The organism is Staphylococcus pseudoxylosus, from assembly GCF_003697915.1.
Lineage (GTDB): Bacteria > Bacillota > Bacilli > Staphylococcales > Staphylococcaceae > Staphylococcus > Staphylococcus pseudoxylosus.
This window is the reverse complement of the sequence record NZ_RCVN01000002.1, coordinates 112,845-128,281: the sequence shown is the minus strand read 5'-3', so window position 1 is coordinate 128,281 and position 15,437 is coordinate 112,845. Positions and strand designations below refer to the sequence as shown.

Genomic DNA, 15,437 nt, shown 5'->3' with positions numbered 1-15,437 from the left:
GAGGCAGTATAACAATGAAAGAATCATATGATTATATCATCATAGGTGGCGGTAGCGCTGGTTCAGTACTAGGTGGCCGTTTAAGTGAGGACGTATCAAATAATGTACTTGTTTTGGAAGCGGGACGTAGTGATTACCCATGGGACTTATTAATACAAATGCCAGCAGCTTTAATGTATCCGGCTGGAAATAAATTATATGATTGGATTTATGAAACGACACCAGAACCGCATATGGGTGGCCGTAAAGTTGGTCATGCACGTGGTAAAGTTTTAGGTGGTTCAAGTTCAATTAACGGTATGATTTACCAAAGAGGTAACCCGATGGATTATGAAAAATGGGCTAAACCTGAAGGTATGGATTCATGGGATTTTGCACATTGTTTACCGTATTTCAAACGACTAGAAACAACATTTGGTTCTACTAAAGATGATCCTTACCGTGGACATCATGGTCCAATCAAGTTAAGACGTGGTCCTGCTGATAACCCATTATTCCAGGCATTTTTCGATGCAGGCGTAGAGGCAGGTTATAATAAAACACCCGATGTAAATGGTTTCCGTCAAGAAGGATTTGGACCATTTGACAGCCAAGTGCATAATGGACGTCGTGTATCGGCTTCTAGAGCGTATTTACATCCAGCGATGAAACGTAAAAACTTAGAAGTACAAACACGTGCCTTTGTTACTAAATTAAACTTTGAAGGTAATAAAGTGACAGGCGTTACATTTAAGAAAAATGGTAAAGAGCATACAGTAAATGCCAAAGAAGTTATCTTATCTGGTGGTGCAATTAACTCACCGCAATTATTACAATTATCAGGAATAGGTGATTCTGAACACTTACGTTCATTAGGCATTGAACCTCGTATTCACTTACCAGGTGTTGGTGAAAACTTTGAAGATCATTTAGAAGTTTATGTGCAACATGCATGTAAACAACCAGTATCAATGCAACCAAGTTTAAATAAATTGAAGATGCCATTTATTGGTTTACAATGGATATTAGGACGTAAAGGTGCTGCAGCATCAAATCACTTTGAAGGTGGCGGATTCGTTCGTTCTAATGAAGATGTAGATTATCCAAACTTAATGTTCCACTTCTTGCCAATAGCAGTAAGATACGATGGTACGAAAGCGCCAGCTGCTCATGGGTACCAAGTGCATGTTGGACCTATGTATTCAAACTCTCGTGGTCACTTGAAAATTAAATCAAAAGACCCGTTTGAAAAACCTGAATTTGTATTCAACTACTTATCTACTGAAGAAGATAAGCGCGAGTGGGTTGAAGCAATTAAAGTAGCTAGAAATATCTTGAAACAAAAAGCATTAGATCCATTTAATGGTGGAGAAATTTCACCAGGACCTGAAGTACAAACGGATGAAGAGATTATAGAGTGGGTAAAACGTGATGGTGAAACTGCGCTACACCCATCATGTAGTTGTAGAATGGGTCCGGCTTCAGATGAAATGTCTGTGGTAGATCCAGAAACATTCAAAGTTCATGGTATGGAGAATTTACGAGTGGTGGATGCTTCGGTAATGCCACGCACGACAAATGGTAATATCCATTCTCCAGTACTAATGATGGCAGAAAAAGCTTCTGATATCATTCGTGGTAAAAAACCATTAGAACCAGAATATATTGATTTCTATCGTCATGGTGTACATGATAAAGACGCTGGTACAGTTAAATAAATACTAGATATTTAGTTTAATATAGATAATCTTAAGACTGAGACAATTTTAATTGTCTCAGTCTTAATCATTATGTTAGCAGTAAATGAATACCTAATTTTATGTGTTTAGGGTTTATCGTTAAATAAAAAATTGAAATACAAAAAGAGCCCGGACATTTCCAGGCTCTTTCTTTATTCAGAGGTAACTTATGCAAAAGCATTAGTATAGCTCTCTTTAATTTATTATTAGATTTTTAGTCATTAAGTCTAAATGAAATGACTGTAATTAAAATTTAGATTGTTATCACGCAATAAGGTAAAATAAATTACTCATGCTTTTTACCTGTAATTAAATCTGCAATTGCTTTAGAACCTTTACCTTTTTCTAATGAACAGAAGTCATTATAGAATTTATCAATTTTATCTTTATAATCTATAGCTATTTGATCTAAGTTTTTTAGCTCTTCTGTTAACTGGTAAGCATCTTGGTGGATAGGACCAGGTAAATCTTTGTGATAATCAAGATAGAAACCACGTAAGTCTTGTCCATATTTATCTAAATCATAAGCAAAGAAGAACTGTGGTCTCTTAAGTACGCCATAATCAAACATTACAGATGAATAATCTGTAATAAGACAATCTGAAATTAAATACAATTCAGAGATATCACTATAGTTTGACACATCAATTGCAAAGTCTTCATAACCACGTAAATCCAATGCATTAGAAATAAGATAATGCATTCTTAGTAATACGACATAGTCATCGCCTAATTGCGCTTGTAAATTATCTAAGTCAATTTGTAAGTTGAATAGATATTTACCTTTTTTGACGAATTCATCGTCTCTCCACGTTGGCGCATACATAATAACTTTCTTATCTGCAGGTAAGTTTAGATTTTCTTTAATTTGTTGAATATATGCTTTGTCGTTTGCGTGATTCACCAACACATCATTTCTTGGGTATCCAATTTCAAGAATTTGTTCTGGATTCATCCAAAAAGCAGTTTCGAATATTTTAGATGAATAAGCATTAGGTGAAACAAGATAATCCCAACGGCTCGTTTCTTCTCTGAAATTACGTTTGTAATTATCAGTTGTTGTTCCAGGCATACGAATTACTTTCATATCATTTGCCAGACGTTTCAAAGGTGTACCATGCCAATTTTGAATATAAACTTGGTTAGGCTTTTTATTTAGATATAAAGGTAGTCTTGCGTTAGTTACCCAATATTTAGCTGTTGAATAAGCCTCATAATATGCTTTAGACCCTTTTTTAACTTTTTTAGCCGATCCAGGTAATTGAACTTTCGAAGGGTTTTTGAAGACCCATATAAATTCATAATTTGGGTGATGTTTCATCATATATTCGTAAATATATTTAGGACTATCACTATAATTTTTACCACCAAAGCTTTCAAATACGATTCTATTTGACTTCACTTTATCTTCACTGTCTGTTAACTGATACAGTGCGCGGTGTTTATTTTTTCTACGTAAAACAATATTTTTAACTAAACGTGCTTGCTTTCTAAATTGGTTCACTTTAAAAGCAAAATTGCGTTTGTTGAACATAAGCATTAATGATTCGATCATAAATAATGGTTTTTCATTTTTAAATATGGTAGGTAATAATTCGCGCGTTACTTTTGGTAGTAATTCACTATTGTTTTCGTAACGTTCAGGTAGTTTTCTCAGTGATGGTTCAAAAGAACGTTTGAACAAGTTTTTCATTTTATTTTTAATGAATATCTTGTTTTCTTTTAGTGGTGCGCGTTTAACAGAATCTGAGAAACTATAGACGTAATCATTAAATATAATGCCAAAGTCTTGTTGTGATAATGCTGGTTTTAAAAATGGATCATAGATTTCCCCTTTAATATAGAAAGGGAATCGGCTGATACGCACGAAGTCGTTAGCATATTTAATGAATTCTAATATAAATGACCAATCAACAAAGATATTTAAATCTTCGTTAAATTGTAGATTATGCCCACGTGCAATCGCCGTTTTGAAAATAATGTTACAAACCGTTTGCTTACGTAAAAATTGGTTTGATTTTGTTTTTGTATTTAAATATTCTGTACGCACTAAATTTTGATCAACGTACTGAGGAATATCTAAAGTAAAAGAATGAATCGGCGCAATTAAAGCATCAAAACTATTCAATTTCTTCATATAAAATGATAAAGCATAAGAAGCTAGGTAATCATCCGAATCAATAAAAATGAAGTAAGGTGATTCAACTTCTTTAAGACCAATGTTTCTAGCGTGTGCATGGCCAGTATTATGTGGTAAATCTATTACTTTAATGGGGATATCCCATTCTTTAGTAGTTGCTGTCGCAATTTCTTTAGAATTATCAGTTGAACCATCATTAACTAAAATGAGTTCAAAATCTTGGAATCTTTGCTTTTTAAGACTACTCAAACATCTTTCGATATAATCTTCTGAGTTGTAATAAGTCACTATGACTGAAATGGACTTCATTATGTTCCCTCTTTTTTTAAAATTTTCTCTATATTTTTATACAAGGTAAAATATTAACAAATATCAATCTCAAATATCAAATATTAATACATAGGTAGAAAGACTGATTTTGTAAAATTACGCTCTGACATCATCGTATAGGTAGCATTGAATTATTAATTTAAAGCACATGTTAAAGCATGGTTTAAAACTGTAATCAAAAATAAACAAGTTTAGATACTTATGCAAAATAATCATAAATTACTTTAGTTCTTTTTTGCCTATTTATTTTTTGTAAAAGTGCTACTAATATATTTTACTATAAATTTACAATTAATATAGTGTGTAATTAAAATTTAAATCATATTAAACGCTTACATTTAGTTAAATTTTCAACCCTGATGCAAAAAATAGCTGTTTTAGGGAAACGAGATATTAATTAAAGATAGATTGTGTGCATTTGCACAATGGAAAATGAAGGAGTGGGATTGATGATGTCTATTAGAAAAGCGAATACTAAAGAGCTAGAAGAAATAAATCAAATGATACCAGATGTGTTTAAATCATCTGTAACTGTGGATTTTAACTTGAGTGAAGATTGTATGCGCGCGATGTCTAAGCAATTGCAAGCAGAAGGCGCATCGTATTTTGTTTATTCTGAAGATGAGATGATACGAGGGTTTGTACTTGTAGATAAGAAAACAGACGCTATTGAACAGATAGAATATGGTTTTATTTATGAATTATATGTATTAAAAGCTTATAGAAATCAAGGTATAGCTAAAGAATTAATTCACTTTGTTAATGATTACTATAAAAAACATAATGTGAGTGAGGTAAGGCTCAACGTATTTGCAGGAAATGAAGCGAAATATTTATATGAAAAAATAGGCTTTCATGAAAGAACTATTTCAATGTCTATGGATATTGAAATATGATTTCCCAAAACTTTATGTGGATGTAAATAAAATCATTTTAAATTGAGTTCAAATAATAACTAATTATTTATAAGCATGTCATCTCTTTTTGAAAAAATTTATGTGTGCAAACATTGATCGGAATAAGGTTTTAGCATGTTTTGTTATGTTATGAAAAATATTTATAAACAAATGATTTGTAAAAGTGGTCAAATTGAGTATAATTTGATTTTGTTAAAAATAATTAAGGAGTAGAAAAGGAATGATAAATAATAATTTTGAAGATATTTTAAACAATAGAAAATCAGTGAAAGTGTTTGACGACCAATTTAAAATCCCTAGAGAAGAAATGGACGAAATGATCCAAAAAGCAACGAAAGCCCCATCATCTGTTAACATGCAACCTTGGCGTTTTTTAGTGGTGGAAAGTGATGAAGGTAAAGATAAATTACGTCCGTTAATTCGTTTTAACACGCGTCAAAATGACACATCATCAGCAATGGTAGTTATTTTTGGTGATATGCAAAGCCAAACTAACGGTGAAGAAATTTATGGCAATGCTGTAAAACATGGTTTTATGCCGGAAGAAGTTAAAAATGAAATGTTAGATAAAGTTGTAGCGCTTTATGATAGTGCACCTAAAGAGCAAATGAATGATATTGTTAAAATTGATAGTAGTTTAGCTGCAATGCAATTTATGTTAGTTGCTAAAGCACATGGCTATGATACAAATCCAATTGGTGGATTTGAAAGTGATCAAATAGCTGATGCATTTGATATTGACTCAGAACGTTACGTACCTGTATTAATCGTTGCTGTTGGAAAAGCAAAAAATCCAGCACATGATTCATATAGATTGCCTACTGAAACTGTTACAAAATATGTTTAGTCATTTATTTGACTACAAGATGATTAGCTAAATCATATAATTTAGTTATATCTGAATATAGGATTATCAAAAATAGAATAATAGATATCTAAGTATATTTACAACTTGGTGAGTTGACTAATATTTAAAGGAACTTGTTTCAAGACTTTTAGCTATTTGTCAGGTCTGTAATATTCTATAGATTAAGGCTGGGGCAAATTACTTGTCTCAGCCTTAATTATTGTATAAGCCTTATACATGAGGGAGAGTTCAATTAAACCATTTATCCTTAGCAATGCTAATTGACTTTGTAAGTAGTAGAAGATGATGGGATTTTCACAATAAATTAGATTTCTGTACATTAATATTTTTTAACTTTGATAAAATTAAAGTAGTAGCCCTAATATAATTGAATAGTAGAACGATAAAAACTATACTGAAATTAATGAAAGTAGATATATAAGTTAATTCTTGGTGAGAGGACGTCTTTGATGAGGTATCGTATACTTTTAACTTTTTTGTTTTCACTTTTTTTAACGCTGTGTATATTTTGTTTATCAGATCAAAAGAATTTAACTCATGAAGCATCCTTTTATGCAGTAGGTGATAATTTAATACACCCAGTTGTATATCGTGACGCATTACAAAGTAATGGTTCTTTTAATTTTGAACCTATGTATGAATCACTAAAGAAAGAAATACAGGCAGCAGACATTGCCTATATAAATCAGGAGTCACCGATTGGTGGAGATGAAAAGGGGCTTTCTGGGTTTAAACAGTTCAACACACCTAACGACATTGCTAAGGATGTTGTTAATACTGGCTTTAATGTAGTGAATGGTGCCAACAATCATGCTTTGGATCAAGGTACTGATGGATTATTAAATGAAATTAATGTATGGGAACATTTTAAAAATGTTTTTTATACAGGAACATTTAAATCACAAAGAGACAGAGATACCATTCCAACATTTAATAAAAAAGGGATTAAAATTGCAATGCTAAGTTATACATACGGCACGAATGATATTAAACCGGAAAATAAATATCAAATTAACTACTTTAATGAGGAACAAATCAAAAAAGATGTAGCAAAAGCTAAAGAACAAAGTGATATGGTTATGGTATCGGCTCATTGGGGCAATGAAGGCAAACACGAGCCTAATGCAAAACAGAAAAAATACGCTAAGGTATTTGCTGATGCAGGCGTCGATGTAGTAATAGGCACACATCCTCACGTGATTCAGCCAATCCAATGGGTGAAGGGCGATAATAATCATCAAACATTGGTTGCTTATTCCCTGGGAAATTTCTTGAATGGCCAATCTACTGGTAATGAAAGTAATGCGCTAGGAGGCAACCTTCAGTTTAATATTGAAAAACAACCTAAAGGTATAACAATCAAAGATGTAAAATGGAAGTCATTAGTAACACATTATGACATTGCGAATCCGCTTGATAGTAATACAAGACAAAATTTTAAAATGTATCCACTGACTGATTACAGTAATAATAAAGCTAAGCAACACGCTTTGAATGCAACTGCAGAAAATGAAATGACTAAAGATAAATTGGAATCTATTACTAAAAAGGTCATAGATAATCAATATTTAGATGACAGCAGTTATTAAAATTATATAGCATATAAACCCCTGAATCTTGAAGTAAAGTTCAGGGGTTTTTGTTTATTACTTTGTAACTTTTTTAGCTAAATCAGTAATATATTTGAAGAATTTATCATGGTCAACATAGTCGATTACTGAAATTGGTCTACCATTTTGATCATCGACATAAGTTTTACCTTGGCTAGGGCCCTCTATGTACACTGATACATTTAAATCATGCTTACGAATCAGTTCAGGCATACCAATATAAGCTGTAGTTAAGACATCCCAAAGGAAATAAGTTGAATTCGTTTGGAAATGAGTCAATGGTGGCACAGCTGCATAGCTTACACCTAAAAAATCTACACCTGGATAATGGCGTTCATTTGCCCACGCTTGTCTAACATCCCATGTCATAGGTACTTGGTTGGTGCTTTCTAAAGCAACCATATCTATTTTAATATTTGTATCAAAAACTTTTTTTACAGCTTCTGGATCCCAAAATGCATTCCATTCTGCAGTGCCATCATGTTCAGGTTCTTCAACATTACCTTTCTCTAAAAATGTGCCGCCCATCCATACTAAGCGTTCAATATTTTGAACAATCGTAGCATCTACAGTGATTGCTTTAGCTAAATCAGTAAGTGGTCCAGTAAAAAGTAAAGTAACTTTTTCAGTACTACCATGAATTTTATCGATTATATCTCGATAAGCTTCATGTTCTAGAATATTAGAATGTCTGTTTATAGGCTCGTTTAAGATAGGTAACGCATCCATAAAGAAAGCGTGAATACGCCAATCTTTTGGGAATGGATTTTTACCGCGTTCTTTTGAGGCAGCTATGTGAATTGGTTGTTTAGAGAAACGATTGACAATTTTTTGAGAGGCACTTACTGCAGGCTCGATATAACTATCTGCGCCAATAGCACTAACACCAACAAGGTTGATATCATCCATATGTAATAGAAGAAATAAGGAAATTAAGTCGTCTACGCCACCATCATGGTTAAAGTAAATTTGTTTCATTATTGAATACGCCTCCATAAGTTGTTGATGATTTTATTATAACAAAATTTAACAATATTCGTTATAAGCTTAAAAGTGGTTGCTTAGCATTAATTTAAGTTGTCTGGTAACTACAAATGTTCATTTAAGTTGAATCTAATTGTTATAAAATGAGTTGTGCATATTAATTGGGGATAATTTTTTAGGAATTTAAATATACTGTTATACGAATTTGAAGTGTTTACAAAAAAATATAGAGGTTATGTTATATTAGATAGAAATAAATTAAGGGGTGTTTTTATTTGTGAAGTTTAAAAAGGAAAAAGTTAACAGAGTAGATTCGGATCAAGCTAAAAAAGGTGTGGTCGCTACTAGTATTGGTAATGCCATTGAATGGTTTGACTTTGGTTTATATGCACAATTAGCAGTAATTCTAAGCGCAAATTTCTTTGGTAATTTACCACAAGAAATGCAAATAGTATCTACGTTTGCTGTATTTGCTTTTGCATTTATTGTTAGGCCTATCGGTGGTATATTCTTCAGTCATTTAGGGGATAAATATGGACGGAAAATTGTACTGTCGACAACAATACTACTTATGGCAGCATCCACACTGATGCTAGGCTTATTACCAACACAAGAACAAATTGGTATATGGGCACCGATTCTATTACTAGTAGTTCGTATGATTCAATCATTCTCGACAGGAGGAGAATATGCAGGCGCAATGACTTATATTGCTGAAACAGCACCTGATAAGACTCGTGGTAAATTGGGAAGCGGTTTAGAAATTGGTACACTTGCTGGTAATATAATGGCGGCGATTTTAGCAGGCTTGATGTATTCATTACTAAGTGATCAACAAATGGCAGATTGGGGTTGGAGAATTCCATTTATTCTTGCTGCACCATTAGGTATTGTGGGAATTATTTTACGTTCAAGCTTAGACGAAAGTCCTGCCTACGAATCTACATTAGAAGAAAAAGAGGAATTAGAATATTCTTATTTAGATATATTTAAATATTATTGGAGAGATGTTGTCGTTTGCTTCACTGGTGTTGCATTTTTAAATGTCGCAAACTATATGGTCCTTTCATATATGCCTTCTTTCCTAAACTCAACCATTAACTTAGGTGGAACGATGGGTTCTATTTTAAGTACTGTAACAATGTTAATGATGATACCTGCAGTGTTCTTCTTTGGTTGGTATAGTGATAAGGTTGGTAATAAACGTACAATAATATTTGGATTAGCAGGATTTAGTTTATTTTCCATACTTGCTTTTTGGTTAATGAGTATACCAATGATTCCGTTCGTGTTATTAGGCTTGTTTATTATTGCATTATTCATGTCTACATTTGAAGGTGTAATGCCTTCAGTTTTACCAAGTATGTTTCATACAAAAGTAAGGTTACGTACGCTATCACTTGTATATAATATTGGTGCCGCAGTTTTTGGTGGCTTAACGCCATTTATCTTGTCTACTTTAGTAGAAACTACAGGACAACAAATTGCGCCGTCTTATTATCTAATGTTTATTAATGTGATTGGGCTTATTATTTTCATAACGATGTTTAAATCTACATCTAATAAATCGCTTAGAGGTTCATACCCTAACGTCGAAACTCAAGAAGATTATGAAGATGTTGTGAAAAATCCAAAAGACGCATTATGGTGGGAATCAGAAGAAATTCATAAATAGTAATATAGTCAAAAAGTAGTTGCCTTTTATATAAAAGGTAACTACTTTTTGTGTTTTATAAACGATTGTGATGTTTAAGTACAATATATGCTTATTCATATATTAAATAAAATGAAGAGAACGTGTTTGATTATTTTAACTATACATCATTTAGACGAAGTAGAAGCATTGGCTGATCAAATAAAAGTAATTGGTGATAATCCGTTCTATAAAAATATTCTTCAAGAAAAAGGTTGGCAATATGAGACGTATGATAATTAACTGTACTATTGGATCATCGTAGTTTATGAGAATTGTATGTAATTGTATAGTTATTTATTTGATTTTTATATTTGTGTGACATTATAAAAAAACAGTATTTACAAGGTATTTCGAGAATAAATTGTAAACACTGTTTTATTTTGTATTTATACACATTAAAAGTAAATGTGATATTAAATTTGTTTTTCAACGTACTATAAAATGCTTTAAACACTGGTGTTATAGGCCTCGAGCAACATTTACTACTTTTTAGAATTTATTTGTATTTATACTTTAAATGAATAAATGAGTAACATTAAAAAATTGGCCTTCACGTTGTTTGTATCGTGAGGTCAAAGCGTATTAATTGTGCAAAACTATCATACATTAATCATCTATATTTTGTATAAAAATACTAAAATATACATAGTTTGGCAATTAGAATGTTGATTTGACTTGAATTTTAATCAGAGTATAATAACGAAATATACAAGAGCGTGTATAAATTTTACATTTCCTTGTTATGAATATAAAAGACGTTTAAATTAGGAGTAATTATGGAACAAAAGGATGAAAGTAATAAGATTAATTTACCGCAGTTGGTATTGCTAGGTTTAGGTTCACTCATTGGTTCCGGTTGGTTGTTCGGTGCCTGGGAAGCCTCATCTATAGCGGGTCCAGCTGCAATTATCTCATGGATTATAGGTTTTGTAGTCATTGGATCAATTGCTTATAACTACATAGAGATAGGTACGATGTTTCCACAATCAGGTGGAATGAGTAACTATGCGCAATATACGCACGGTTCGTTGTTAGGGTTTATTGCCTCTTGGGCTAACTGGGTGTCATTAGTAACTATTATCCCAATAGAAGCAGTGTCAGCAGTACAATATATGAGTTCATGGCCGTGGTCATGGGCAAAATTTACAACAGTTTTAATGAAAGATGGTTCTATAAGTAACGCTGGATTAATGGCAGTGTTTGTAATTATTATTATATTTTCGTTATTGAACTATTGGTCAGTTAAACTGTTAACTTCATTTACAAGTTTAATTTCAGTATTTAAATTAGGTGTACCGTTATTGACGATTATTATGTTAATGATTTCTGGTTTTGATACAGGTAATTATGGACATACAGTTGGCCAATTTATGCCTTATGGTTCAGCACCTATATTTGCAGCGACAACGGCTTCAGGTATTATCTTTTCTTTTAATGCATTCCAAACGATTATTAATATGGGCTCAGAAATACAAAAGCCCGAAAAAAATATCGCGCGAGGCATAGCTATTTCACTAACATTAAGTGCAGTGTTATACATAGTGCTTCAAAGTACATTTATTACATCAATGCCTAGTGACATGCTTCATGAAAATGGTTGGAGTGGTATTAACTTTAATTCTCCATTTGCTGATATGGCCATTCTTCTAGGTTTGAATTGGTTAGCTATTTTATTATATATGGAAGCTGTTGTTTCACCATTTGGCACAGGTGTATCATTTGTTGCAGTAACTGGTCGTGTTCTACGTGCAATGGAAAAAAATGGTCACATCCCTAAATTTTTAGGTAAGATGAATGAAAAATATAACATTCCACGTGTGGCTATTATTTTTAATGCCATTATTAGTATGTTAATGGTGTCATTGTTCCGTGATTGGGCGACATTAGCAAGTGTTATATCAACAGCAACACTAGTTGCCTATTTAACTGGACCGACTACAGTTATTTCATTACGAAAAATGGCTCCGAACATGCATAGACCGTTTCGTGCAAACTTGCTGAAATTTATGGCACCATTCTCTTTTGTTATGGCATCATTAGCTATTTATTGGGCTATGTGGCCAACAACTGCGCAAGTGATCTTTATTATTATTTTAGGCTTACCAATTTACTTCTTTTATGAATATAAAATGAATTGGAAAAATACTAAGAAACAAATCGGTGGTAGTTTATGGATTATTTTATATCTTATAGTACTTGCTTTCTTATCATTTATAGGAAGTAAAGAATTTAAAGGTATGAACTGGATTCACTATCCATATGATTTTGTAGTAATTATCATTATTGCACTAATGTTTTATAAAATTGCTACGACTAGTTATTTTGAAAGTGTTTACTTTAAACGCGCTAAGAAAATAAATAAAGATATGCGTGAAGATTTAAAAGAGAAACATGAGGCAGGGCAAGAAGTAGACTGATTTTTAATAGAGAAATATACAAGAAGAGTGTTTTAACGATGCGTTAATAGCACATAATAATGAACTAATATCTAACTTTAAATGTGTCTCAAACTATAGAGAAACAAGTCAACTTTGTGGGGCAAGCATATGGAATTAAATTATTTTGTAATTTCGTGTGCTCGCCCCTTTTTATTTATTTTTATGTTTTACGGTTGTCTAGATTGTTTTACATAATGAACTAATCCTATTTTATTGGAGTACAATTTAACAGTATACTATATATTATGCAGAATAAATGCATATAAAAGAATATATAACTTCACGCTAATTAGTTTGAAAATTTAGATAATTTACGTTTTAATTGCTATAAATCAAGGTTTTAAATGATTTTTTAGTGTAAAAATTCAAAAAAACCTTTGACTAATAGCAAAAACAAGCGTATTATATATGAATATTAATTCAGTTTCAAGAATAAATATAAAAGGAATGAGGATTTTTGATGAACGATTTATTTGCACTAACAGATCAGTATAGTTCGAACAATTATAGCCCGCTGAAATTAGCATTGGCTAAAGGCCGTGGCGCTCAAGTTTGGGATGTAGAAGACAAAAATTATATAGATTGTGTTTCGGGTTTCTCAGTCGTCAATCAAGGACATTGTCATCCCAAAATTATAAAAGCATTTCAAGAACAAAGTGAAAAAATAACAATGGTTTCTCGTGCTTTATATAGTGATAACCTAGGAAAGTGGGAAGAAAAGATATGCTCACTTGCTAATAAAGAAAAAGTACTTCCAATGAACACAGGTACTGAAGCTATTGAAACAGCGATTAAAATCGCTCGAAAATGGGGCACAGACATTAAAGGCATTGCCGATGGTGAGGGTGAAATCATAGCGATGAATGGCAATTTTCATGGCCGTACGCTAGGTGCCTTATCTTTATCTTCTCAAGAAAGTTATAAACAAGGCTTTGGACCATTGTTAGATAACGTTCACTATACTGACTTTGGTGATTTAAGTCATTTAAAAGATTTAATTAATAAGAATACAACAGCTATTATATTAGAACCTATTCAAGGTGAGGGCGGCGTTAATATTCCACCCGATGATTTTATAAAAGAAGCGCGCAAGTTATGCGATGAACATAATGTGTTATTTATTGCAGATGAAATACAGGTAGGTCTTGGACGTACAGGTAAAATGTTTGCTATGGAATGGGAAGGTGTAGAACCTGATATTTATTTACTCGGTAAGTCACTTGGCGGAGGCCTTTATCCAATATCAGCAGTATTAGCTAATCACGACGTGATGGACGTATTAACGCCAGGAACACATGGATCTACATTTGGAGGTAATCCGCTTGCTTGTGCTGTTTCAATGGCTGCATTAGATGTACTAATTGAAGAACAGCTAATAGAGAATTCTGCAGACCTTGGACAGAAGTTATTAAATGAATTACAGCTTATAGACAGTAATATTATCTCTGACGTGAGAGGCAGGGGATTATTTATCGGATTAGAATTAACAGAAGCAGCGCAACCATATTGCTTAGAGATGATTAACAAAGGTGTGTTATGTAAAGAGACACAAGGCAACATTATTCGTATTGCGCCACCATTAGTTATTAATGAGCAAGAGATAGATAAAGTAATCAGCGTGATTACAGAAGTATTAGAAAAAGACAAATAATAGCGTTTTAAAAGACCGAATATTCAGAAAGGACTGAACGTCATGATAGATGTTGGCATTGTTGGAGGTAGTGGTTATGGAGCTATTGAATTAATTAGGTTATTAATTCATCATCCATATGTAAATGTTAAATATATATTCTCACATTCAAAAATTGATGAACCAATCAAAGAAACTTTTCCTCACTTGTGTCACTTAACCCATCAATATGAAGCACTAAATAGTGAGCATATTGACTGTGATGTTGTATTTTTTGCAACGCCTTCTAATATAAGCAAAGATTTAGCACCGTCATTAATTGAAAGAAACATTAGGGTTATTGATTTGTCCGGTGATTTTAGATTGGATGATAGGGAGGTATATAAACAATTCTATGGTGAAACAGCAGCACCACAAGAGCAGTTAGAAAAAGCTAATTATAGTATCGCTGAGTGGTCAAATATTGAACCGAATAATACGCAATTAGTTGCCAACCCCGGTTGTTTTCCAACTGCTACATTGTTAGCTTTACATCCGCTCGTTGATCAACAAATCATTAACAATGATTCTATTATTATTGATGCCAAAACAGGCGTTTCAGGTGCGGGTCGATCATTAGCCCAGCATGTTCATTATTCAGAGATGAATGAAAACTTTAGCGCTTATGCGATAGGTAAGCATAAACATAAACCTGAAATAGAACAGTATATTTCAAAGCTAGCAAATGAAAATATAAAAGTAGTATTTACCCCACATCTTGTACCGATGACAAGAGGTATATTATCAACAATTTATGTAAAACTTAATCAACAGATGACTAACGAAGATTTACATGCAACTTTCACAGATTATTATGATGATAAATCATTTGTTCGTATTAGAGATATTGGCATTTATCCGAAAACGAAAGAAGTCTATGGTAGTAATTTTTGTGATATTGGGATTTATGTCGATGAAGAAAGTCAAAGTGCAATTATTGTATCGGTAATTGATAACTTAGTTAAAGGAGCAAGCGGCCAAGCGATACAAAACTTGAACTTAATGTATGGATGGGACGAAAATACAGGGTTAACTCAAAAACCAGTATATCCATAAACAAATTTGAA

Annotated in this window: 10 protein-coding genes and 1 pseudogene; 9 read left to right on the top strand and 2 right to left on the bottom strand. The window is 32.5% G+C overall.

The features are described from left to right. Nucleotides 1-14: 14 nt before the first annotated feature. Entirely contained in the window at nt 15-1,697 is a 1,683-nt protein-coding gene (gene betA, locus D9V42_RS02610; RefSeq protein WP_107529905.1) for a choline dehydrogenase, read from the top strand. Nucleotides 1,698-2,004: 307 nt separating this feature from the next. Here betA and D9V42_RS02605 read toward each other — a convergent pair whose 3' ends face one another. Then, nucleotides 2,005-4,167 carry a bifunctional glycosyltransferase/CDP-glycerol:glycerophosphate glycerophosphotransferase gene (locus D9V42_RS02605; protein ID WP_122062927.1) on the bottom strand — a complete coding sequence of 721 codons (2,163 nt, stop codon included), beginning with the start codon at nt 4,165-4,167 and terminating at the stop codon, nt 2,005-2,007. 446 nt (nt 4,168-4,613) lie between these two features. Here D9V42_RS02605 and D9V42_RS02600 point away from each other — a divergent pair, with 446 nt between their 5' ends. The 3 genes from D9V42_RS02600 (at nt 4,614) to D9V42_RS02590 (ending at nt 7,562) form a co-directional block, all read left to right on the top strand. Continuing rightward, entirely contained in the window at nt 4,614-5,084 is a 471-nt protein-coding gene (locus D9V42_RS02600) for a GNAT family N-acetyltransferase (protein ID WP_244204769.1), read from the top strand. Between the two features lie 241 nt (nt 5,085-5,325). Continuing rightward, on the top strand, nt 5,326-5,952 hold the full coding sequence (locus D9V42_RS02595; protein WP_107529907.1) for a nitroreductase family protein: 627 nt from the start codon (nt 5,326-5,328) through the stop codon (nt 5,950-5,952). A 470-nt stretch (nt 5,953-6,422) separates the two neighbouring features. Continuing rightward, nucleotides 6,423-7,562 carry a CapA family protein gene (locus D9V42_RS02590; protein ID WP_122062925.1) on the top strand — a complete coding sequence of 380 codons (1,140 nt, stop codon included), beginning with the start codon at nt 6,423-6,425 and terminating at the stop codon, nt 7,560-7,562. 57 nt (nt 7,563-7,619) lie between these two features. Here D9V42_RS02590 and D9V42_RS02585 read toward each other — a convergent pair whose 3' ends face one another. Then, entirely contained in the window at nt 7,620-8,561 is a 942-nt protein-coding gene (locus D9V42_RS02585) for a nucleoside hydrolase (RefSeq protein ID WP_122062923.1), read from the bottom strand. A gap of 283 nt (nt 8,562-8,844) precedes the next feature. Between D9V42_RS02585 and D9V42_RS02580 the strand changes: the two genes are divergently transcribed. From D9V42_RS02580 to argC, 5 genes and pseudogenes are all read left to right on the top strand, one after another. Further along, on the top strand, nt 8,845-10,242 hold the full coding sequence (locus D9V42_RS02580; RefSeq protein ID WP_107529910.1) for an MFS transporter: 1,398 nt from the start codon (nt 8,845-8,847) through the stop codon (nt 10,240-10,242). A 102-nt stretch (nt 10,243-10,344) separates the two neighbouring features. Then, nucleotides 10,345-10,503 (top strand): annotated as a pseudogene (locus tag D9V42_RS15545) (ABC transporter ATP-binding protein); the annotation flags it as partial. Nucleotides 10,504-11,039: 536 nt separating this feature from the next. Beyond that, the gene (locus D9V42_RS02575) at nt 11,040-12,680 is read left to right on the top strand and encodes an APC family permease (protein WP_122062921.1); all 1,641 of its coding nucleotides are present in this window, start codon (nt 11,040-11,042) and stop codon (nt 12,678-12,680) included. 481 nt (nt 12,681-13,161) lie between these two features. Next, entirely contained in the window at nt 13,162-14,352 is a 1,191-nt protein-coding gene (gene rocD, locus D9V42_RS02570; protein ID WP_017723875.1) for an ornithine--oxo-acid transaminase, read from the top strand. Nucleotides 14,353-14,394: 42 nt separating this feature from the next. Then, nucleotides 14,395-15,426: an N-acetyl-gamma-glutamyl-phosphate reductase gene (argC, locus tag D9V42_RS02565; protein ID WP_122062919.1), complete on the top strand. Its 1,032-nt coding sequence runs from the start codon at nt 14,395-14,397 to the stop codon at nt 15,424-15,426. The last annotated feature ends 11 nt before the right edge of the window (nt 15,427-15,437 follow it).